This is a genomic window from Spirosoma sp. KNUC1025 (genome assembly GCF_045160025.1).
Lineage (GTDB): Bacteria > Bacteroidota > Bacteroidia > Cytophagales > Spirosomataceae > Spirosoma.
The window spans coordinates 2,591,193-2,612,234 of the sequence record NZ_CP087139.1; the positions used below are offsets into that span (position 1 = coordinate 2,591,193).

At 48.5% G+C, this 21,042-nt stretch carries 17 protein-coding genes and 1 pseudogene; 13 read left to right on the forward strand and 5 right to left on the reverse strand.

All coding sequences use genetic code 11. From position 1 onward, the window contains the following. Window positions 1-53: 53 nt before the first annotated feature. Window positions 54-1,097 (reverse strand): glycoside hydrolase family 130 protein, encoded by a 1,044-nt coding sequence (locus tag LN737_RS11215; RefSeq protein WP_405518852.1) that lies wholly within the window; start codon window positions 1,095-1,097, stop codon window positions 54-56. Window positions 1,098-1,285: 188 nt separating this feature from the next. Here LN737_RS11215 and LN737_RS11220 point away from each other — a divergent pair, with 188 nt between their 5' ends. Then, on the forward strand, window positions 1,286-1,549 hold the full coding sequence (locus LN737_RS11220; RefSeq protein ID WP_405518854.1) for an adhesin: 264 nt from the start codon (window positions 1,286-1,288) through the stop codon (window positions 1,547-1,549). Between the two features lie 74 nt (window positions 1,550-1,623). Then, complete coding sequence (locus tag LN737_RS11225) at window positions 1,624-1,803, forward strand: hypothetical protein (protein WP_405518856.1); 180 nt, start codon at window positions 1,624-1,626, stop codon at window positions 1,801-1,803. Between the two features lie 98 nt (window positions 1,804-1,901). Here LN737_RS11225 and LN737_RS11230 read toward each other — a convergent pair whose 3' ends face one another. Further along, window positions 1,902-3,185, reverse strand: coding sequence for an isochorismate synthase (locus tag LN737_RS11230; RefSeq protein ID WP_405518858.1), 1,284 nt, complete (start codon window positions 3,183-3,185; stop codon window positions 1,902-1,904). A gap of 314 nt (window positions 3,186-3,499) precedes the next feature. Here LN737_RS11230 and LN737_RS11235 point away from each other — a divergent pair, with 314 nt between their 5' ends. The 11 genes and pseudogenes from LN737_RS11235 (at window position 3,500) to LN737_RS11285 (ending at window position 17,645) form a co-directional block, all read left to right on the forward strand. Continuing rightward, window positions 3,500-6,745: a TonB-dependent receptor gene (locus LN737_RS11235; protein WP_405518860.1), complete on the forward strand. Its 3,246-nt coding sequence runs from the start codon at window positions 3,500-3,502 to the stop codon at window positions 6,743-6,745. A gap of 34 nt (window positions 6,746-6,779) precedes the next feature. Next, the gene (locus LN737_RS11240; RefSeq protein ID WP_405518862.1) at window positions 6,780-8,348 is read left to right on the forward strand and encodes a RagB/SusD family nutrient uptake outer membrane protein; all 1,569 of its coding nucleotides are present in this window, start codon (window positions 6,780-6,782) and stop codon (window positions 8,346-8,348) included. 101 nt (window positions 8,349-8,449) lie between these two features. Beyond that, on the forward strand, window positions 8,450-9,145 hold the full coding sequence (locus LN737_RS11245) for a DUF1080 domain-containing protein (RefSeq protein WP_405518863.1): 696 nt from the start codon (window positions 8,450-8,452) through the stop codon (window positions 9,143-9,145). A 64-nt stretch (window positions 9,146-9,209) separates the two neighbouring features. Then, complete coding sequence (locus LN737_RS11250) at window positions 9,210-9,473, forward strand: hypothetical protein (RefSeq protein WP_405518865.1); 264 nt, start codon at window positions 9,210-9,212, stop codon at window positions 9,471-9,473. A gap of 44 nt (window positions 9,474-9,517) precedes the next feature. Further along, window positions 9,518-10,207, forward strand: coding sequence for an HAD family phosphatase (locus LN737_RS11255; protein WP_405518866.1), 690 nt, complete (start codon window positions 9,518-9,520; stop codon window positions 10,205-10,207). Window positions 10,208-10,253: 46 nt separating this feature from the next. Continuing rightward, window positions 10,254-10,712 (forward strand): hypothetical protein, encoded by a 459-nt coding sequence (locus LN737_RS11260; protein WP_405518868.1) that lies wholly within the window; start codon window positions 10,254-10,256, stop codon window positions 10,710-10,712. A 100-nt stretch (window positions 10,713-10,812) separates the two neighbouring features. Continuing rightward, window positions 10,813-11,855 (forward strand): annotated as a pseudogene (locus LN737_RS11265) (agmatine/peptidylarginine deiminase). A gap of 81 nt (window positions 11,856-11,936) precedes the next feature. Further along, the gene (locus tag LN737_RS11270; protein WP_405518870.1) at window positions 11,937-12,641 is read left to right on the forward strand and encodes a hypothetical protein; all 705 of its coding nucleotides are present in this window, start codon (window positions 11,937-11,939) and stop codon (window positions 12,639-12,641) included. 93 nt (window positions 12,642-12,734) lie between these two features. Further along, on the forward strand, window positions 12,735-15,086 hold the full coding sequence (locus LN737_RS11275) for a peptidylprolyl isomerase (RefSeq protein WP_405518872.1): 2,352 nt from the start codon (window positions 12,735-12,737) through the stop codon (window positions 15,084-15,086). Window positions 15,087-15,219: 133 nt separating this feature from the next. Further along, window positions 15,220-16,593, forward strand: coding sequence for a peptidylprolyl isomerase (locus LN737_RS11280; protein WP_405518874.1), 1,374 nt, complete (start codon window positions 15,220-15,222; stop codon window positions 16,591-16,593). A gap of 89 nt (window positions 16,594-16,682) precedes the next feature. Further along, the gene (locus tag LN737_RS11285; protein WP_405518876.1) at window positions 16,683-17,645 is read left to right on the forward strand and encodes a MoxR family ATPase; all 963 of its coding nucleotides are present in this window, start codon (window positions 16,683-16,685) and stop codon (window positions 17,643-17,645) included. 85 nt (window positions 17,646-17,730) lie between these two features. On the opposite strand, the gene LN737_RS11290 is transcribed toward LN737_RS11285, so the two are convergent. The 3 genes from LN737_RS11290 to LN737_RS11300 form a co-directional block, all read right to left on the reverse strand. Further along, window positions 17,731-17,913 (reverse strand): hypothetical protein, encoded by a 183-nt coding sequence (locus LN737_RS11290; RefSeq protein ID WP_405518878.1) that lies wholly within the window; start codon window positions 17,911-17,913, stop codon window positions 17,731-17,733. Window positions 17,914-17,961: 48 nt separating this feature from the next. Then, window positions 17,962-18,951 (reverse strand): ABC transporter ATP-binding protein, encoded by a 990-nt coding sequence (locus LN737_RS11295; protein ID WP_405518880.1) that lies wholly within the window; start codon window positions 18,949-18,951, stop codon window positions 17,962-17,964. Window positions 18,952-19,015: 64 nt separating this feature from the next. Further along, on the reverse strand, window positions 19,016-20,638 hold the full coding sequence (locus LN737_RS11300; protein ID WP_405518882.1) for an NADP-dependent glyceraldehyde-3-phosphate dehydrogenase: 1,623 nt from the start codon (window positions 20,636-20,638) through the stop codon (window positions 19,016-19,018). Window positions 20,639-21,042: the final 404 nt, after the last annotated feature.

Here is a 21,042-nt window from a genome sequence, read left to right on the forward strand (position 1 = left end):
ACTGTTCTTTGCGTTTTGTGCAGGTCTGTGTAAAACGCAAAGAACAAATACCATTAATCCTGAACTAACTCGGCCAGCCCAACCCCCGAATCAGCTGCACCATAGTACACCCAGATTCGACCGTCGGGCCATTTGACCCAGCCGTTTGAAAAGACTACGTTCGGAAAGAAACCTTCGCGCTCCCACGATAATTCGGGTGTCAGCAGGGGGAGTTCCGAGCGGTCCAGAACAATGGATGGGTCGTCTTTATCCAGCAAGGCCAGCGCCAGCGAATAGGCATGCGTAGCATCCGCCCCGTGATAACACACCAGCCATCCCTCATCCGTTAAGATAGGTTCAGGCCCGGCTCCAATTTTTCCGCCTTCCCACGAAAACTGCGTATCGATCAGCCCACGCCCACCGAACAGAAACTGATGATTGCCCCAGTGAATTCCGTTGTCCGATTCTGCCAGCCAGATTGAGGGTTTGCCAATGTCTGATACCATTGGTCGGTGCAGCAGTACGTATTTGCCATTGATTTGCTGCGGAAATAGGGCGACATCTTTGTTTGGGGGCGGTAAGATCATACCCATCCGCTCCACATTTACAAAGTCAGAGGTTACGGCCAATCCCACACCCGGACCGTGTTCAGATACAGCAGTGTAGGTAATCCAGTAACGGCCATCCAGAAACGTGATACGAGCGTCTTCAATGCCAAAAGCTTCATCCATTCGGGCCGGAAACATAAACGGTTTATCATCGATCGTAAAATGAATCCCATCGCGGCTGCGGGCCAGGCGCAGATAACTGAGCGAAGTCAGGAACACCTTCCCTTCAAACGTCACCACGCGAGGGTCATACGCTTCTTCGGGTTCGTCAAATCGCTTAACAACCAGGGTCGGTACCCCGTTTTGCTCTTCAATTAGTGGTATGGCAATTTGCCCTTTCTCAGCTTTTGGTGCTTCCGCTACTCGGAGAAGCAATAAAATTTCGTCATTGACGTAACAGGCCGCCGGATTGAAAGCGCCCAGCACTTCGAAGCCTTCAATAATCGGTTTTACATCGCTGGTTTGCAGAATTGGTTGGTCGGATAAGCGTTTGATTCGATAATTTTTCATCAGAAAAGTTTTCTATAGTAAGTTTACGCCGGCTCGGCGCTCAATAAATGGATAATGTAGTATTTAAAAAACGGAAAACGGAACTGTGAGGTTTTGAACCAATTATTCTATTAGTTTTGGCACTGGCTAAACCTTCGGGGAAAGAGCCGCGTTATGAGGGATGAATTAACTTTTAGACTCTATAAACCATGATTTACCAGCCCGCATTTGATCAGGACGAAGACGTTATAATGCTTAACCCAGACCCTGAATCGGCTGCCTTCGACGATGATGAAGAAGATGACTTCGACGAGGATGACGCCGAATTCGATGAATTAGGCACTGGAGCCGCCAGCGGCTACGGAGCAGATGATTTAGAAGATATTGAAGAAGAAGAGTTTAATGAGGACGATCTGGAGGACCTGGATGACGATGGCATCGAGGATGATCTGGACGACGATAGCATGGAGTAAAACCGAAAGCGGAATTCGAGGTTATCTACATACCGCGGTATACAGACCCGGCCTCATTATAACCAGCTACGCTTATGGCACTCACAGAATTAAACACAGACCCTAACGAAGTACAACTCGTTACCACGGAAGATGCTGATACCGACAGCATGGCTCCGGATGCTGATACGCAGTCGTCGGCGGCTAGTGAAGCTGGGGACCGCACCGCTAAAGACGGTTCGCGGGCGCCCAACGATCCCGCCGAAGGAGCGTAAATTGAATGATGAATGATAAATGATGAATTGTTTTTTGTAGAATCATTCATCATTCATCATTCATCATTCATCATTCATCATTCATCATTCATCATTCATCATTCATCATTCATCATTACTTTCAACAGCGTCTGGCATTTCATTTCGGTTTCCTGCCATTCGCGTTCAGGATTCGAATCTTCTGTCAGGCCAGCACCTGCGTATAGGGTTGCCAGTTTACCTTCCAGCTTCATACAGCGAATGTGCACGAAGATGTCCGTTGCCGGTCCTTCCGCTGCATTGATGTTTACCGGTCCCAGAAATCCACTGTAGAGTTCGCGGTCGTGGGTTTCATGCTGGCCAATAAACGTAAAGGCTACGTCACGTGGTGTTCCGCATACGGCCGACGTCGGGTGAAGCAGGCGTAGCATAACCGTACCGAGTTGCGGATACCGAACGGCTTGTGTATCAACCGTGAAGCACGTACCGAGGTGCATTAAATTCCCGGCGATGATACTTTTAGGGCCCTCCTCAATGTATTCGCGAAGGCGAATCTTCTTGAAACACTCAATGATATAGCGGCACACAATAGCCTGCTCCTCAATCTCTTTTTGCGACCACATCGCGTCTGGTGGACGTTTGGCGGTACCATCGGGGTTAAACGCCGACTGCGTTCCGGCTAGTGCAGCCGTTTGAAAAATTCCGTCTGCATTAACACTAACCAGCCGCTCGGGAGTTGCACTCATCCAGATTTGCCCTCTTTCGGGTATGGCAACTGCCGACACAAAAGCGGTCGGATACGTTTGGCAAAGCTTATCGAACAGGGCAACGGCGTTGGGTGCATCCGAAAATTGCACACGCTTCGTACGCGACAACACTACTTTTCGGAAAGCTCCACGCTGCATGGCGTCAACTGCGGCTTCTACATTACGTATGTATTGAACTTCAGCTTCCGGGTCAGCTAGGAACGTAACACTTCCGCCAGAGGACGCCTGCTGTTGACGACCCGAGCGATTTTTTAGCGTTTGCCAGAACTGGTCAGCCGTTTTGCCGGACTTACTTTTGATAAGGCTCGGGTTGTTTTCGGAAAAAACAGCCTGAAGATCAGCCCGCAAAAAAAGAGTACGTGCCGGACTTTCGATGTCCGGGTTGGCCGAACTGTCGGTGATGTTATCGAATGGGCTGATGAGAAATCCGGCCGGAAGTTCATCCAGGTCTACGGCTACTCTGGGCAGCACTTTATCAAACGATACAATCAGATGTTTGTCTTTCTGGTTAGGCAGCCGCCAGAGGGCAGCCGGAATGCCAAGCGAACGGGCTGTTTCCCAAAGATCAACAGGGCTGGGCTGACGTTCGGCAAGATAGGTTGTTGACGCAGTATTAACAGAATAATCAGGTTGCATAATTGATTGTCGAATCAAACGCGACTACAAGTATAACAGACTGTACGTCGAATTTGTGCCAGAGATCGTGCTCATCTCATCCTGTTGGCCGAATAAAATTAGCGTACTGGATTTGATAGATACGTAGGGCTAAATCACTCGTGCGTCAAAAAGTTTTAACGGTATTCTAATTAATTATCAGGATGATATTAAAATTTTTAAGAAAAACTTAATAAAGTGTAAGTAGATATACTCTTCACCCTATTTCTGTATAAGTATTCTTCCTTTATCAGTATTTTCAAACTTAAACCTCTCGGTAAACGAGATGAAGTTGTATGAAAAAACCTCTTCTTTTTTCAATTCTGTCTGGCAGAATTGTGAGGATGGCTATTGCTCATAGCCTTCTTTTCTGCACGTACAACACCCTTACCTTTGCATCCGGCGACCCAGATACTGGCTCGTCCGGCAAGTCCATTGCCAACCGACTCAAAACAAAGTCGGTGGATAGATCCATAACGGGTAAAGTGACAGACGAAAAGAACGAAGCCTTACCCGGCGTTAGCGTTATTATTAAAGGTTCGCAGCGAGGAACCGTTACCGATGTTGATGGCCGCTATCGTCTGGATGTGCCCGATGGTGGCGCTACGCTTGTTTTCTCGTTTGTCGGCTATCTTTCGCAGGAGGTACGCGTAGGGAGTCAGAGCACCCTTGACGTGAGCCTCAAAACTGACAGCAAAGTGCTGGACGAAATTGTGGTAATTGGTTATGGTACCTCTAAAAAATCGGACTTGACGGGTGCCGTATCGGGCGTTAAAGAAGCTGAACTGATGGAACGCCCTGCTCCGTCGCTCAACCAGCAACTTTCTGGCCGGTTGCCGGGTGTACAGGTAAATACCAACTCCGGTCGTCCGGGTGGGCGTACTACGGTTCGGATTCGCGGATTTAGTTCGATCAACTCCTCCAACAACCCACTTTACGTAGTTGATGGCGTTATGCTGCCACAGGGTACGGGCGACCAGTTCAGTAACCCGATTGACTATATCAACCCGAACGACATTGTCAGTGTAGAAGTACTGAAAGATGCCTCGTCAACGGCTATCTACGGAGCCAGAGGAGCGAACGGGGTTATTCTGATCACGACGAAAAAAGGGAAAGCTGGTGAATCCCGGGTTACGTATGATGGGCAATTTAGTGTCAATACCATTGGTCCCAACAAACCTCAGGTTCTGAATGCCAGAGAATATCTGGCAACAGAAGATCTGGCTTACGCTAACATGGCCAAATTCGATCCTGTAGGTTGGGCTGCAGGTAAATATAAACAATACGACCCCAAAGTGAGACGGACAGCCTTCAGCGCAGCACACCCCGGTGTTTTTGATGCCAATCTGAATCCTTTATACGACACCGACTGGTTTAAAGAATCCTCGCAGAACGTATTGTCGCAGAACCACCAATTAGGTTTTAGCGGTGGTAATGAGCGTACGCAGTATTCGCTTTCGCTCAACTATCGGGATGATCAGGGGCTTATCAAAACGTCGTACATGAAGCGGTATTCTGGTCGTTTCTCCCTTGACGATCAGGTGAAGAGCTGGCTCAAAATCGGCGGTACGCTGAGTTATAACAACCAGTCTGAAAATCTGGTGGATATTAATGATGCTGTAGCGCGTCAAATTGTGGAAGACTTTCCGTTCCTGCCCGTACGGTATCCAGATACGGGAATCTTCGCTGAAAACCGTGATTATCCACTTGCCGAGGGAACGATGAGTTCGGTACACCGCCTGACGGACCGTAGATATATTCAGAACACGCAGACTACATTAGGTAGCCTGTTTACGAATATTACGTTTGCGAAAGGACTGGAAATGCGGACGGTATTGGGTGCTAACGTTCAGACACAAGAAGTTAACCAGTCGCAGACCCGGACCCTCAATATTGGTGGCAACGGTAACGCTTCGACTCAAAATACCCGGACTTCGTTCTGGTCGTTGGAGAACTACCTGACCTATAATAAGCAATTTGGCCAGGATCACTCATTTACAGGCTTGTTGGGTATCTCTTGGCAGGAAACAAACGCGTTCAGAATGAATGGCAGCGTCAGTGGATTTGCCACCGATTACTTTGGCTTCAATAACTTAGGTGCTGGTGCAACCAACCCATCTGTTGGCTCAGATGCATCGCGTTTTGCCTTTAACTCGTACTTCGGTCGGATTAACTACGGCTATAAAAACAAATACCTGTTCACAGCTACAGGTCGGGCTGATGGTTCGTCTAAATTTGGGGAAAACAACAAGTTCGCTTTCTTCCCATCGGCGGCTTTGGCATGGCGGGTGTCGGAAGAAGATTTCTTGAAAGGTAATCAAATCATCTCCAACCTGAAACTACGTAGCAGCTATGGTCTGACGGGTAACTCGGAGATTCCTCCTTATCAGTCTCTATCATTGCTTAGCTCTACCTACGCCACTATTTATAACGACACACGCGTTAGCGGAACAGGTATCAACCGTTTAGCTAACCCGGATCTGAGATGGGAAAAAACCGCTCAGACCGATGTGGGCTTAGAAATTGGCCTGTTCAAAGGACGGGTTAATGTAGAAATGGATTACTATTACCGCCTGACAACCGACATGCTGCTTGATGCCCCTGTTCCACGCACTAGCGGTTATGGCACTATTCGCCGGAACGTGGGATCTATGCAGAATCAGGGCTTTGAGTTCGCTGTAAACACAGTAAACGTTAATAAAGGTGCTTTTACCTGGAATACTACGTTCAACATCTCGCTTAACCGCAATAAAGTGTTGTCGCTGGCAACACCATCGGATATCTTTGGCGTAGGTGGTCCTAATTTCACGAACCAAACCAATGTCATCCGGGTGGGTGAGCCTGTAGGGGCGTTCTGGGGCCTGACCCGTTTAGGCACATGGAGTGAAGCCGAGCGTGAAGAAGCGGCCAAATTTACCAGCTATCGGGGTGGATTTACTATTCTGCCAGGCGACATCAAGTACCTGGATGTGAATGGTGACAAAGCGATTACGGATGCCGACCGGAGCATTATTGGTAACGGTAGCCCAAAAGGCTGGGGTGCTTTGACCAACAATTTCAAGTTGGGCAATTTCGATGCTACGCTTGAACTGCAGTACATGTATGGAAATGATGTATTACTCATGAACCTGCACCCCAGTGAAGACCGGCAGGCACTGGCAAACAGCTATAAATCTGTACTGAACGCCTGGACGCCAAGCAATCAGAATACCATGATTGCTCAAGTACGGGGGACCCAGGCAGGCTATATTACAAACGTAGATAGCCATTGGGTTAAGGACGGCTCATTCCTGCGGGGTAAAAATTTGCTGTTCGGCTACAACTTCCCATCTGCGGTTACAAACAGATTGAAGCTAAACCGGCTTCGGGTATATGCTTCGGCGCAGAACTTCTTCCTGTTGGTAGACGATCCTATTATTGGCGATCCAGAAGTAACGCCTACTAACCAGGGGAATGATAGTAGCGCCTTCTCGCAAGGTGAAATCTGGCACAATTATCCAAAACCAACTACGTACATGTTGGGTCTTCAGATCGGACTGTAATTCATTAATGCATTTAATTTAGAAAATTCATAGAATGAGACATACACTCGTTAAACATATAAGCCGAGCCTTGCTGTGTGGATTTGCCCTTACCGGCCCTATTGGCTGCACGGATTTCCTCAAAGAAAACGCTCCATCGAACCTGACTCCCACTAGTTTTTATACCATTCCTGACCATGCTGAATCCGCTCTGGCATCAGTATACGCTAGTCTACGGTTTATGGGTGACGGGGCCGGTATCTTCTCCAGCAACTGGCAGTTGCTGGAAGCCATAACAGGGACTTCCACAACGGAAACCGCACAGAACTCAGACCTCAATAACCTCTATGGGTTAGTGCATGATGGCAATACGGCACACGTGGTTAACTACTGGAATGGCCTGTACCGGGTAATTGCCAATGCCAACCAGGTAATTGACAAGGTACCGGGTATTACCCCGATGGATGCGGCTCAGAAAGCTAAAATTCTGGGTGAGGCACGGTTTCTACGGGCGTCGGCTTATTTTACGGCAGTTCAGTTATGGGGCGATATTCCCCTGATTACTAAGCCGCAATCGGCCGCTTCCAGCGATTTCCAGCCGTCCCGTACTTCTAAAGAGGATGTGTATAAGCTAATCGTCGATGATCTGGTTGCTGCTGAAGCGGCTGGTCTGGCCTGGATGGATCCAAGTGGACGTGTTAACCTTGCTGCCGTTAAAACGCAGTTGGCTAAGGTGTACCTGACAATGGCTGGCTTCCCACTGAGCAAAGGAGCAACGCACTACAAGTTAGCTGCCGACAAAGCCCTTGAAGTGGTTACTTACGCTAATGCGAATCCCGGTACGATCAATCTATTTACGAACTATAACGATGTTCATAGCGAAACTACCGAGAACCGTATAGAACATCTGTTCGAACTCCAGTATAACACGACTGTAGCGGGTAACCCAATGGACAATTTCTACCCGAACTTCAAACCAGTAACCTATAACGGTCCTGGTGGAACAGGTAGCTCAGTTCCAGCGCCTAGTTTTTACGCTTCGTACGAACCAGGCGATCTGCGGGCTAAGGATCAGGACGGATATTTTTACACAACGTATTATACCAACGGCAACGGTGCTCCATTCAGCTTAGGTGCTCCTTACGTATTCAAGCATTTTAATCGTATAGCCAACGGTACGTCTGGTGTAGCAGGAACTCGTCAGAACAACCTGAACGTACCACAGATACGTTACGCTGAAACGCTATTGATTTATGCCGAAGCGCAAAACGAAGTGGGTGGACCAACGCAGGCCGCCTACGATGCCATGAAGCGTATTCGTGACCGTGCAAAATTGACTACACCCGCGCTAGGAACTTTCACGCAGGCTACCTTCCGTGAAGCCGTTTGGCGGGAGCGTTGGCATGAACTGTGCTACGAGCAGATTACTTGGTTTGATATGGTACGTCTACGGAAAGTTTACAACGATAAAACCAATGGTTTCGATAATTTCGTTGGACACGTGAATCCAAGTTCAAATAATCAGCCTTTGCAGGAAAAACATTTGTTGCTCCCAATTCCAAGGCAGGAGTTGTTAAATAACCCTAATCTGAAAACCCAGAACCCAGGCTATCCAGGGGTTTAATACGGTACGTAGTAGATACATAGGCTTTACTTAACCTAAACGACCGGTGACGATGAGATAATCGCACCGGTCGTTATCTTTATGAAGCAAATTCTAATCTTATGAAAAAAGGCTTACTCTTATTGATTACAACCTTAAGCTTGACCTACTCACTTTACGGACAAACCACTCCACCAAAGGGACACCCAAATCCGGTCGGGCCGGGCTGGAAATCGCTATTTGGGTCTGACCTTTCGGAAGCGTCGTATCCGAAAGGCGTCTGGAGTATAGACGACGGAGGGGTGATAACTGCTACGGAAGACAAAACCATCTGGTCGGCTGTTCCATACGATGATTTTGTGCTGGATTTGCTGTTTAAAACGGCCGATGGAACCAACAGTGGTGTGGTGGTACACGCAAGCGATACCGCCAACTGGATACCCAACTCGGTGGAAATTCAAATAGCTGACGATTACGCTCAAAAATGGGCGGAGTCGCCAAAAAACTGGCAATGCGGTGCCTTTTTCGGTCATCAGGCTCCAACCCGGCAACGAGTAGTTAAAAAGCCCGACGAATGGAACCGCTACACCATTACCTGTCAGGGAAAGATGATTTACATAGTGCTGAATAACGAACTCGTTAATACCATCGATCTGACGAAGTTTACGTCGGCCAAATCCAATCCTGATGGGTCTGAAGTGCCTTCCTGGCTCAGTATGCCACCCGCCGAACTTCCACTACATGGCTACATCGGCTTACAGGGCAAACATGCCGGAGCGCCCATTTACTTTCGGAACGTAAAAATTAAACCCCTGTAGTAAAACTTTTTGACTGCCCTCTATAAACGAACCCAATCGGTCGCGTCCGTTGTTGCTCGGTTGTATGCAAACTGAACCTCAGACCCGCCACAGTCGTGCGTTGCCCGAATTGCGCTTTTCGCTCAATCTGCTTTACGTAGGACGATTATTACTGGGCATGAAATCACCTTCGTTACTTGCTAACGAAAGCATCGATGCGTTTGACAACCGGATTGAAGATGTAACGGATGAGCTGGTAGCTACTGAACTGCTTCACGAAGCGGCTATACTGGCAGGAGATACGTTACCGGAAATTAGCCCGGCAAAAGCAGCTGATGACGTAGCGTAAGCCGTAATCTGCTTTCTTTGTGCTTTCGTGCATTCCCATTGCTCATGCCAGAAATAACTCCTTCCGACTTTTTATGGGCCGCTCTATTCGACATGGACGGTGTTTTGGTTGATAATACTGATTTTCACGTCAATGCCTGGCTTCGGTTTGCCCAGAAACATGACCGGCCACTTACCAAAGAACAATACGTCGATAATATCAACGGGCACGTCTCCGCTGATGCAATGGCCTATGTTTTTCAGCGCCCTATTTCGCCCGGCGAACTGATTGTGCTGACTGAGGAGAAAGAAGCCATTTACCGCGAATTATATCGTCCTCAACTGGCTCCAGCACCCGGATTGCTGGATTTTTTAACAGCCTTAAAATCGCAACACGTTCGACTGGCTGTTGGTACGTCGGCACCAGAAAGTAACGTGCGCTTCACACTCGATGGGCTACCGTTACGTCCTTATTTCGATGCTGTTGTCGATGCCAGCATGATTCATCGGGGCAAGCCCGACCCCGAAATCTACCTGACGGCTGCTCAGCGTGTGGGTATTGAACCGGCGAAATGCGTGGTGTTTGAAGATGCCTTTGCGGGTATAGAAGCGGGACAACGCGCCGGTATGAAAGTCGTTGCCGTGGCTACTACGCACACACGTGATGAACTGGCCGAGATGGGCGTATCGCTCATTATTGACGATTTTATAGGCTTGACTGTCGAACAGGTTCGAGATTTAGTTATGACGGTTTGATCGTTTGCGGGTCTAACCGGTAGAATAATCATTCCAATACGAACAGATGAAAAAAGCTTTTAGCGTAGCAGCCGTCGTGGCGATTGCTATTGCCTGTGCTGGTAAAAAAACGCAAACTACAACCGACCAGTCAGCCGATTCGGTAAGTAACGTTGTGGCTGTTCCCGAAAAAGTGGGGGGCGACAAAGACGAGCATGGCTGTATTGGTAGTGCTGGCTACCAGTGGAGCGTGGTGAAAAATGAATGCATTCGTACCTTTGAAGTAGCGGATATTAAATTAGTGCCAACCAAAGACACCGCTAGTTATACATCTAATGCTGTAGTTGTGTTTAACAAAGATCAGTCGAAAGCTGAGCTCTACCTGCCTGATCAGAAAGGAAGTATGATTCTGGACAGAACCGGCAGCGAAGGCAGTTACGTCTGGAAAAAAGATAGTCTTGAGCTGTTTGCCTGGAAAGGGTACGTTCTACGGAAGAACGGCAACGTTATTTTTCATGGAGAATAAACTTAATGAGCGAAAGAGTGGATGAGTGAAAGAGCGTAATAATACTGTTAGTTATCGCTCTTTCACTCATCCACTCTTTCGCTCATTCACTCATTAAATCATGTCTCTTATTCCTGCCCGTGAGGGCTTTTTCTTTCCCGCCGAGTGGCACCCGCACGTAGCAACCTGGTTGAGCTGGCCGCATACCGAAGCCTCATGGACATACGACCGGCAGGAGCTGATGTTTCCGGCTTATATCGATTTTATTAAGGCCATTGCCGAGAGCGAACACGTATGTATCAACGCCCATAATGAGATCGTAATGCAGTCAGCCAAACTGCGGCTGTTAGCCGCTGGTGCTGATATGAGCCGAATTACGTTGCTCCCACATCCTACCAACGACTCCTGGTGTCGCGATCATGGTCCGGCATTTCTGATTAATCCGCAGGAAAAAAAGCGGATGATTGTCAACTGGGGTTACAACGCCTGGGGGGCAAATATCCGCCTTACGACCGCGACGATCTGATTCCGGTTGAGATTGCTCATTATCGGAAGCTCGACTACGTAACGCCCGGTATCATTATGGAAGGTGGTTCGGTAGAATTTAACGGGGCTGGAACCGTGCTGACCAGCCGAGCCTGTTTGCTCAATCAAAACCGGAATAGCCATTTGACCCAAGCTGATATTGAGCAGTATCTCTGCGATTATTACGGTGTTCAGCAGGTGCTTTGGGTGGAAGAAGGTATTGTGGGCGACGATACCGATGGGCATATTGACGATACGGTACGTTTCGTGAGCGACGACACCGTTGTGGCGGCTTATGAACCGAATAAAAGCGACGATAACTACCCGTTTTTGCAGGAAATTCACCATGAACTAAAGCAAATGCGACTGCTGAACGGCAAGCAGTTAACCATTGTGGAATTGCCCATGCCTGATCCGGTGGTGAGCGACGGTTTGCGATTGCCCGCTTCGTACGCCAACTTTTTGATTACCAATGGCGCCGTAATTGTTCCAACGTTCAGATGCGATAAAGATCAGCAGGCACTGGACATCATTGGTACGTGCTTCCCGGATCGGAAAATTATTGGTATCGACTCCACCGATATTGTATGGGGCCTGGGCAGTTTTCATTGCCTGAGTCAGCAGGAACCGAGTGTTTAATTAATGATTGACTGATTGAATTGTTGAATGGTTGAATAGCTAACGCGTAGAGTTTTATTCAATCAGTCAAAAACTGTCTCCATGCGAATTGTTATACTCTTAGTACTGCTGATTCACACAGTCGGGTGCTCACGGCGACCGTCGCTGACGGCTGAATTAATGCCGGAATCGTTGACGGCTGTGAACCTGGAAGAAACGTTCGGGCATGATGAGGTGATGATGGCTTATTCGCTGACCAGTTATGATGCTCAAAACAAGCCCGTTGGCGTTGTCAATGGCGGCTGGGGTGTTGAGCCGGTCAAGAAGGGACAACAGCTTAATCTGAAGGCATCGGGTTCGCAACCGACCGAACACAATCCGGCCAAGCCCATTCAATTGACAGTACCTAAAAACGGCAGAATCATTGCATCGCTCGTGCTGATTGAAGTGGACGATTATAATCAGGCCCGGCAAACGCTGGCTAAAATTCAGAAGATACATAACATTGTGGCCATTCCGGTTGGCTTATTGCTGACGGCCACCGAAGTACTGACGCCCCTGAAATACGTATCGGCGGGCCTGGTCGCTTCGGGAATTGGGTTACAGCTTGTAGACAAACTCGACGATGATGATTTACTCGGACAGAGTAGCGTTGAACTGCGCGAATCTGTATTACGTAAGAACAAGCAGCAATTTATCCGGGTGCCTGCCGTTTTTACCGGACAAAACATGCGTAATTCTTTTGAGTATCAGCTTATCTACGACGTTACGTTGAAAACCGTAAAAATTCAGCCTGCTCATCCCTAACTCCGTTTTTCAGCGTTGGTTAGCCAGATCGAAAACGAATGTTTTTGCCAACGTATCTGTTCAACTATTACTAAAATTACCTTTTCAGACGCTATGCGCCAATTCACAGGCGGTCTCTTGCTGGCACTTGCCGTAATGGCCTGTAAAACAGCCGCCCCGGTTGTTCAACAACCTCCTACGCAGCCAATTATCCTGACGCTGGGTACGAAATCATTCACGACCGACGATTTTTTTCAGTCATTTACCAAAAACCAGCTTTCATCCGATTCAACGCAGCGGACGGATATAAAAGAGTACTTTGATTTATACACAAATCTAAAGTTGAAAGTACTGGCTGCCGAATCGGAAGGCCGGGACACGACGGAGGCTTTTCGGGAAGAAATGAACACCTACCGTAAGCAGTTGGCCCAGTCATACATGACGGATAAAGTGCTGGTCGAATCACTGGCGGCTGAAGCGTATCAGCGTATGCAGGATGAAGTCAATGCCTCGCATATACTGATACCCGTATCGGAAGATGCCGCCCCGGCTGATACATTGGCGGCCTATCAAACGGTACAATCGATTCGTAAGCAGGCATTGGCTGGTGAGGACTTTGCGAAACTGGCCCGCGAAAACTCCCAGGATGCGACAACGGCCCAAAATGGAGGAAATCTTGGGTATTTTACAGCTTTCGGTATTGTTTATCCACTCGAAACGGCAGCTTACATTACACCGATTGGCGGAATTTCGCAGCCGGTTCGGACAAGGTTTGGCTACCATCTGATCAAAGTAAATACCCGTCGACCTAGCCGGGGTCGGGTGCGAGTGGCTCATATTCTGGTACGTATCAGCCCCGGTGCCGATGAGCCCGGTCAGAAGGCCTCTCAGGAACGTATCGAAGCCGCTTATGGTCGACTGCAAAAAGGGGAGTCGTTTGAAGCCGTTTGCCGTGATGTATCCGACGATGCTACGTCCAGAACCAACGGGGGTGTCTTGCCAACGTTTGAACCGGGTCGTTGGGTCCCCGCATTCGAAGATGCTGCCTTTGCGCTGACAAAACCCGGCGACTACTCGAAACCCGTGCGGACAAATTATGGCTGGCATATTATCAAACTCATTGAGCATAAATCCCTTGAACCCTACAGTACGTTAGGCCCTTCACTCCGGCAGCGGGTTATGACCGACACCCGGGCGGACGTACTGCGGCAGGCTACGATACAGCGCCTTCAGAAATTATATGCCGTAAGTGAGCAGAAACCCGTACTCGACAATGCCCTGGCTAAGGCCGACAGCAGTTTGCTGCGCGGGCAATGGCGCTATGAGGAACCTCTGGACCAGACTTTGCAAAATAAGACGGTGGTGACCATCGCTGAACATCCGTATACAGTGAATCAATTTTTCGAATACGTTCGTCAACGTCAGCAGCCTCCGCACAATCCGGCAATGCCAGCAGCCTCTGTGGCAGCGACACCCACTAAAGGAAGTTCACCCAGAGTGGCGATGCAGCGCCTGTTTAACCGTTTTGTTGGCGATCAGCTTATGGCAACGGAAGAAGCTAATCTGGAGAAAAAATCACCCGAGTTTCGGGCGCTGCTAAACGAAATTCACGATGGTGTACTGCTCTCGCAGATGATGGAGAAAAACGTGTGGGAACGGTCAATGGTCGACTCGATTGGGCAGCGGCAGTATTTTGAGCAGCATCAGGCCAATTACCAATTTCCCGACAGAGCTATTGCGACCATAGTTGTAGCGCAGCACGACAGCCTGCTGAAACAAGCTACGGCCATGCTTACAGGCAAACCCCCGTATCAACTTCGCCGGTCGGCCCCGGCGTTGACATTTGCCAAAAGCCAGACGGTTTTGACGCCAGTTCTGCGCGAACGCTTGTTCGACGTATTGGTGGTTATGATGCGTAATCCAAATTATATAGTTGAAGTCAGTGGCTCTCATGATGCTACGGAGCGGGATTCCGTTTCGGCCGGTCGAATTCGAACCGTAGTGAGTTATCTGCAAAAAAACGGTATTGCCCTCCGACGGATCATCGAAAAAGATTATCAGGGAGCGCGGCCCGGCGCCGGAAAAGAAATGCAGCGTAATGTAACCTTTCAGTATTTCAGCACAGCGAAGGAAGATATTGCCAGGGTCATTAACAGCAGGCGGCAGCCGTCCTCCAGCGAACCGGCCGTATTGATCACAGAAGGGGCATTTGCTAAAGGAGCGAATGCTTATCTGGATAGCGTCAGTCCGTGGAAAGCGGGTTCCACTACGTTTCGCCGGGACAACAAAGCCATTTCTGTGACCATCGACCGAATTGATCCAGCGCACGCCAAAACATTTGCCGAAGCCCGCGGATCGGTTATCAATGATTATCAGGCAACGCTGGAAAAGCAGTGGCTGGCACAACTTCGGGAAAAATACCCGGTGAAGGTCAACGATGAAGAAATCAGGCGATTGGCCAAGTAAGTTTAGTAAAAACGGGTACTTTGTTGGGAAAGAAATCCGTTAACTACGTATCAACGGTTCGATAAGGCCATTAACCTGTCTTAAAAATGCTTAAAACCCAGACCGCTTGCCGTTCTGTGCGTATATTTATAACATGAAAAAAGTTATTAGCAGTCTATTTCTTGTTTTGGTCGGCTTGTTCCTGACGGCACCCTCGTTCGGGCAGGGCCAGAGCGTCAGCCTGAATAAAATTATCGCCAAGGTAGATAACTACTACGTACTGCGGTCTGATCTGGATGAAGCGTATCAGTCGTATGTCGGGCAAAACCAGACACCTCCCCAGAAATGTCAGTTGCTGGAAAGTCTGGTTATCAATAAAATGATGCTGGCTAAAGCTGAGATTGACTCCGTTGTTGTCGAGGAAAAACTGGTTGACAACGAGCTTGACCAGCGGATGCAGTACATGATTCAGCAGTTCGGTTCCGAGAAAAATATTGTGGAAGCGTACGGCAAAAGCCTGGAAATGCTCAAAAGCGAATTGCGGCAGCAGGTGAAAGATCAGAAGGTCGTGCAGAAAATGCAGAACAAAATTACGACCGACGTAAAGGTGACCCCCCGCGATGTTCGTAAATTTTTTGATGCGATTCCAAAAGATAGTTTGCCGTATATGCCCGCTGAAGTGGAAGTCGGTCAGATTGTGCGCTTTGCCAAGCCGACGAAAGAGCAGAAAGAAGCGCTCCGACAGCGGTTGCTCGACATCAAAAAACGGGTTGAAAACGGCGAGGATTTTGGTAAACTGGCCAAAGAGTTTTCTGAGGATGTTAGTTCGGCCGAACGTAATGGCGATTTAGGCTTTGCCAAACGTGGTATGATGGTGGCCCCGTTTGAAGGCGCAGCGCTGAAACTGAAACCCAACGAAATGTCGGATGTTGTTGAATCTGAGTTTGGGTTGCACCTGATTCAGTTGCTGGAAACGCGCGGAGCCGAATACCATGCCCGCCATATTCTGCTACGTCCCGACTACAACCGTCTGGACCTGGCTGGTCCGACGCACTTTCTGGATAGTCTGCGGAATCTTATCCAGATTGATTCACTTAAATTCGAAAAGGGAGCCAAAGATTTTTCGGAAGACAAAGGCACGGCCGATGCGGGTGGCTTGCTTCGTGACCCCCAATCGGGAAGCAGCCGGCTGGCTATGGATGGGTCAATGGAATACGCTTTATTTCAGATGCTCGATACCATGCAGGTAGGTAGTATTTCGAAACCACTGCCTTATCGTACTGAAGACGGTAAAAGTGCCATGCGGTTATTGTATTTTAAAAGTAAAGTGCCTCCGCATACCGCCGACTTCAGTAAAGATTTTGAGAAACTGCAAACCATTGTGCTACAGAACAAAAAGAACCGCGCCATCGATGACTGGTTCCGGAAATCCGTAGCTGACGTGTACATTACAGTTGATCCTGAATTCCATAACTGCCGAATATTTGGCACTACGCAGAACAGTGCCGCTGCGCTTGGCAGTAATTAAAAATGATGAATGATGAATGATAAATGATGAGGCATCATCTTTACTGTTCATCATTCATCATTTATCATTCATCATTAACTTTTTTACCTGTGCCTTACTCATCGGATGTTGCGGCTGCAGAAGCCCTTACCACCTCTTATCAGAAGCTAAAAAATGAAATTTCCAAGGTTGTTATCGGGCAGGACGAGACCGTTCGGCTTTTGCTGACAGCCATTTTCTGTCAGGGGCACTGCCTGCTTGTCGGTGTACCGGGATTGGCAAAAACACTGCTGATTCAGACAATTGCCGGGGCTTTGGACCTTGATTTTAACCGGATTCAGTTTACACCTGACCTGATGCCTTCTGATATTCTGGGTTCGGAAACACTCGATCAGGAACGTAATTTCAAATTTATTAAGGGACCCGTTTTTGCCAATATTATTTTGGCTGATGAGATCAACCGGACACCCCCCAAAACACAGTCGGCCCTGCTCGAAGCCATGCAGGAATACGCCGTCACGATTGCAGGGCAGAAGTACGGATTAGGCCGGCCCTTCTTTGTTCTGGCCACGCAAAACCCAATTGAGCAGGAGGGTACATATCCGCTGCCCGAGGCACAGTTAGACCGGTTTATGTTTAATATCTATCTGGATTATCCGTCGTATCAGTCGGAGTTAGATATTGTAAAAAGCACGACGTCTGATCAGCGGTACGACGTGCAGCGCGTCATTACAGGCGAAGAAATCCGGGAGTTTCAGCATTTGGTACGTCGAGTACCGGTGGTGGATAATGTAATCGAATACGCCGTTAAACTAGTACATAAAACCCGGCCAAATACGGATATGGCTTCTCCCGATGCGAACCAGTATCTGGAGTGGGGGGCAGGGCCACGGGCATCGCAGGCCCTAATTCTGGCGGCTAAATGCAATGCCTTGCTGACCGGGAAATATTCGCCTGATATAGAAGATGTTAAAGCTGTGACGATGCCTATTCTCCGGCATCGCGTTGTTCGTAACTTCAAAGCTGAAGCCGAAGGTATTTCAGTCGAGCAGTTGATTAAACGAATGATGTAAAAAGGAGAAGGGAAAAGGAAAAGGGAGAAAGAAAAACCTACTATGTTTCTTTCTCCCTTTTCCTTTTTCCCTTCTCCTTTTCTGTTTATTTCTCGTCGTCTCTTTTGTTTGTTTTTCCGAGATAGTCGCTGTCACCATCACCCATACCGGTTGAATTATCATCAACTCCCGTTGGCTTTACGTTCTCGGTTTTCTCACCAACCAAAAAATCATCTTTTCCATTTGGTTCGTCGATGCCTGGGTCCTGTTGTTCGTCTTTAGGGTTCATAACGCAAGATTAGTTAGTTTCTGAAACAACAGGCCACAGTCGTAAATGTTAACTTTTGAGTCGCCAAAGCGCAGTTTCTGTTAGGCTAACGCCCACTTGTTGATTAATCCGAACATCATCGCGAGTTGTTAACAGACGAAATGACACGTAGCGTGAAAAGGTTACGTCGATTTCGGAATGGCTACCTTTGAAATACACTGCCTGTACGGTTCCTTTTACTCCAGCTTCGTCAAGTTTGAGCTGCTCAGGGCGCAGGCAAATTAATTCATCGCTGTTTTCTGGTTCGGTCAGGCCGAAAAGTGACAAATGTTTGGCTTTGATGATATTGACAACGCCGGTCATGCGGGCAGCGTAAGCAGTAGCCGGACGCCGGTACACATCCACCGGTGGGGCCAACTGAATGAGTTTCCCACTCCGTAAAATGCCCAGCGTATCCGCAATGGATAGGGCATCCGTAGCATCGTGCGTTACAAACAGACAGGACGTATTCTCATGGCGGACCAGATCGAATAGCAGATCACGAATAATGAGCCGGTTGGGCAGGTCCAGATGACTGAACGGTTCGTCGAGCAGCAAAACGGCGGGCTTATCGGCAATGGCGCGGGCGATGGCCGTACGTTGTTTTTCACCGCCCGATACGTGGCGTGGTATGCGATCCTGCACATCCGTCAGCCGACAAAGTTTTATTAATTCGTTGACACGAAATTCCCGGTAATTTTTCTCGAAAAACCGTAGTGCGTAGTCGATATTTTCCCGAATCGTTACGTTTGGCATCAGTTGATATTCCTGATGGACGAGCCGGATATCTGGATGGCCCGGCACCAACACATCCGAAGGGCCCGGAATACGCTCCCCATTAAGTCGCACGTCGCCCGTATCCGGATCGGCGAGACCAGCCAGCAGATTCAGCAGGGTGCTTTTCCCTGAACCGCTGGCGCCAACTAACGCCATGATATGCCCAGGTTCGAGTGTAAACGACACTGTGCGAACGGCATGAACGTCGCTGAACGATTTGGTAAGTTTAGTTGCGGATAGCATATACGTAATGCCGTCCATCCTGGTCGGCTTTGTTTAGATAACCGACCGGACGGGCGGCACTACATCAAAAAATAAAATTCGTACTTAAAAACTCGGATTTGTGTTGTCCGACAATATCATTCAGAATATGCTTGTTGGCGTCTGTATCTTTGGTTGCTACCGCCGACCGAATGGAGAACGAGCGGAGGGCGTCTTCTACAGACAGTGTTCCCTCGGCAGAATCTTTACGGCCGGTAAATGGGAACGTATCAGGTCCCCGCTGGCATTGAGCGTTGATATTTACCCGACTGACCAGGTTTACTAACGGATCAATTAACCGGGCAATCTCTTCGGCATCTGATCCGAAAATACTGGCCTGCATCCCATGATCGTCGGTAATGAGGTAATCAATGAACTCTTCGATATCATCGAATGGAACAACCGGGATAATTGGCCCGAACTGTTCTTCCCGATACAGCTTCATCCCTTCTTTAACCGGGTAAACAACGGCAGGTTTAAACAGCGACGCAGCCACTTCACCACCTCCTTCGTTCATGATTTTTGCGCCGTTTGTTTCGGCATCACGGATGCATTCGGCCAGGTAATCGGGTTTGGTTGGTTCCGGAAGTGGCGTAATCTGCACGCCGTCGGACCAGGGCATTCCGGGCTTGAGCTTGCTAACTTCAGGACCAAACTTGCTTAAAAACTCGTCAACGATAGACCGATGTGCCCAGATGATTTTAATTGCCGTACACCGTTGCCCATTGAACGATAACGTACCGAGCAGGCATTCTTTTACGGCCACATCCAGATCAGCATCCGGTAAAATGATCGCTGCATTTTTGGCGTCGAGGCTCATAATCGACCGTAGCCGATTTAGTTTCGGATGTTGTCGTTGCAATTCATCGGCCACCCGGCTGGAACCAATCAGGGTCAGTACGTTTACCTTACCCGACTGCATAACCGGCGGGATAACATTAGCACCACGTCCGTAGAGTGAATTGACTACGCCTTTCGGGAAACTGGTTCTGAATGCTTCGAGTAATGGATAATGCAGGAGCGAGCCATGCTTGGGCGTTTTGAACAAGATCGTGTTGCCCATCAGGATAGCGGGGATGAGCGTAGTATAGGTCTCATTGAGCGGGTAGTTGAAAGGCCCCATTGCCAGTACCACACCCAAGGGCGACCGCCGAATCTGACCAATGATACCTTCCTCAATCCGAAACCGTGACGAATTTCGGTCGATTGTTTTCAGCGTATCAATTGTGTCGTAAATGTATTTTACAGTTCGGTCGAACTCTTTGGTCGCGTCAGCAAGGTTTTTGCCGATTTCCCACATAATAAGGTTGACGACTAATTTTTTCTGCTCGAGCATTTTGCCCACAAAGGTTTCCATACACCCAATGCGGTCCGCTACCGACATTTGCGGCCATTCGCCACGGCCATTGTCATAAGCCGCTACGGCAGCATCCAATGCTGCGAGAGCTTCGGTTGGGCCAGTAACCGGGAAACTTCCTACGAGTTTTCGCTGCAACGTACCGTCAGCAGCCGGAATACAAACCGGCGAATAAACGTCTGAAACAGGACCATTCCATTGGCGCATTTCGCCATTAAGCAGGTACTCTCGCTGGTGGATGGGCTCGATACGGTAGTCGGCGGGAATCTGGTCTTCAGCAGGGAAGAGTTGGGCCAGTTGAGGATCGTTCATAAGAGGAGTTGGCTTGAAAACAAACGGCGGTAAACGTCGGCATTTGCCCGGCAAAATCCAATCCGGACAAGAATTAAATGGGAAATGTTCTATTAAGCTACAAAATATTGCCCGCTTCTGACTCTCGTTTGACTTCAAAACAGTGGCTAATCATGTTTCAGCATGAGTAATTAAAAGCAGAAAGAGCGTTGTCTCTCATAGGTAAGTACGTATTGATTATCGATCAGGCGATCAATGGGAGAGTAGTATAGTCAAACCGGTTAAAGCCAGTTTTATGACATTTTATGGCTGTTTTATTGGTGTTTTTGTGCTTTTCTAGCGAATAGTGCGAGAATTGCTATTGCTTAGTTTGTGAGAGAAAAACGTTTATAGTATCCGTAATTTTAGTTGAAAAGGTTAAGTAA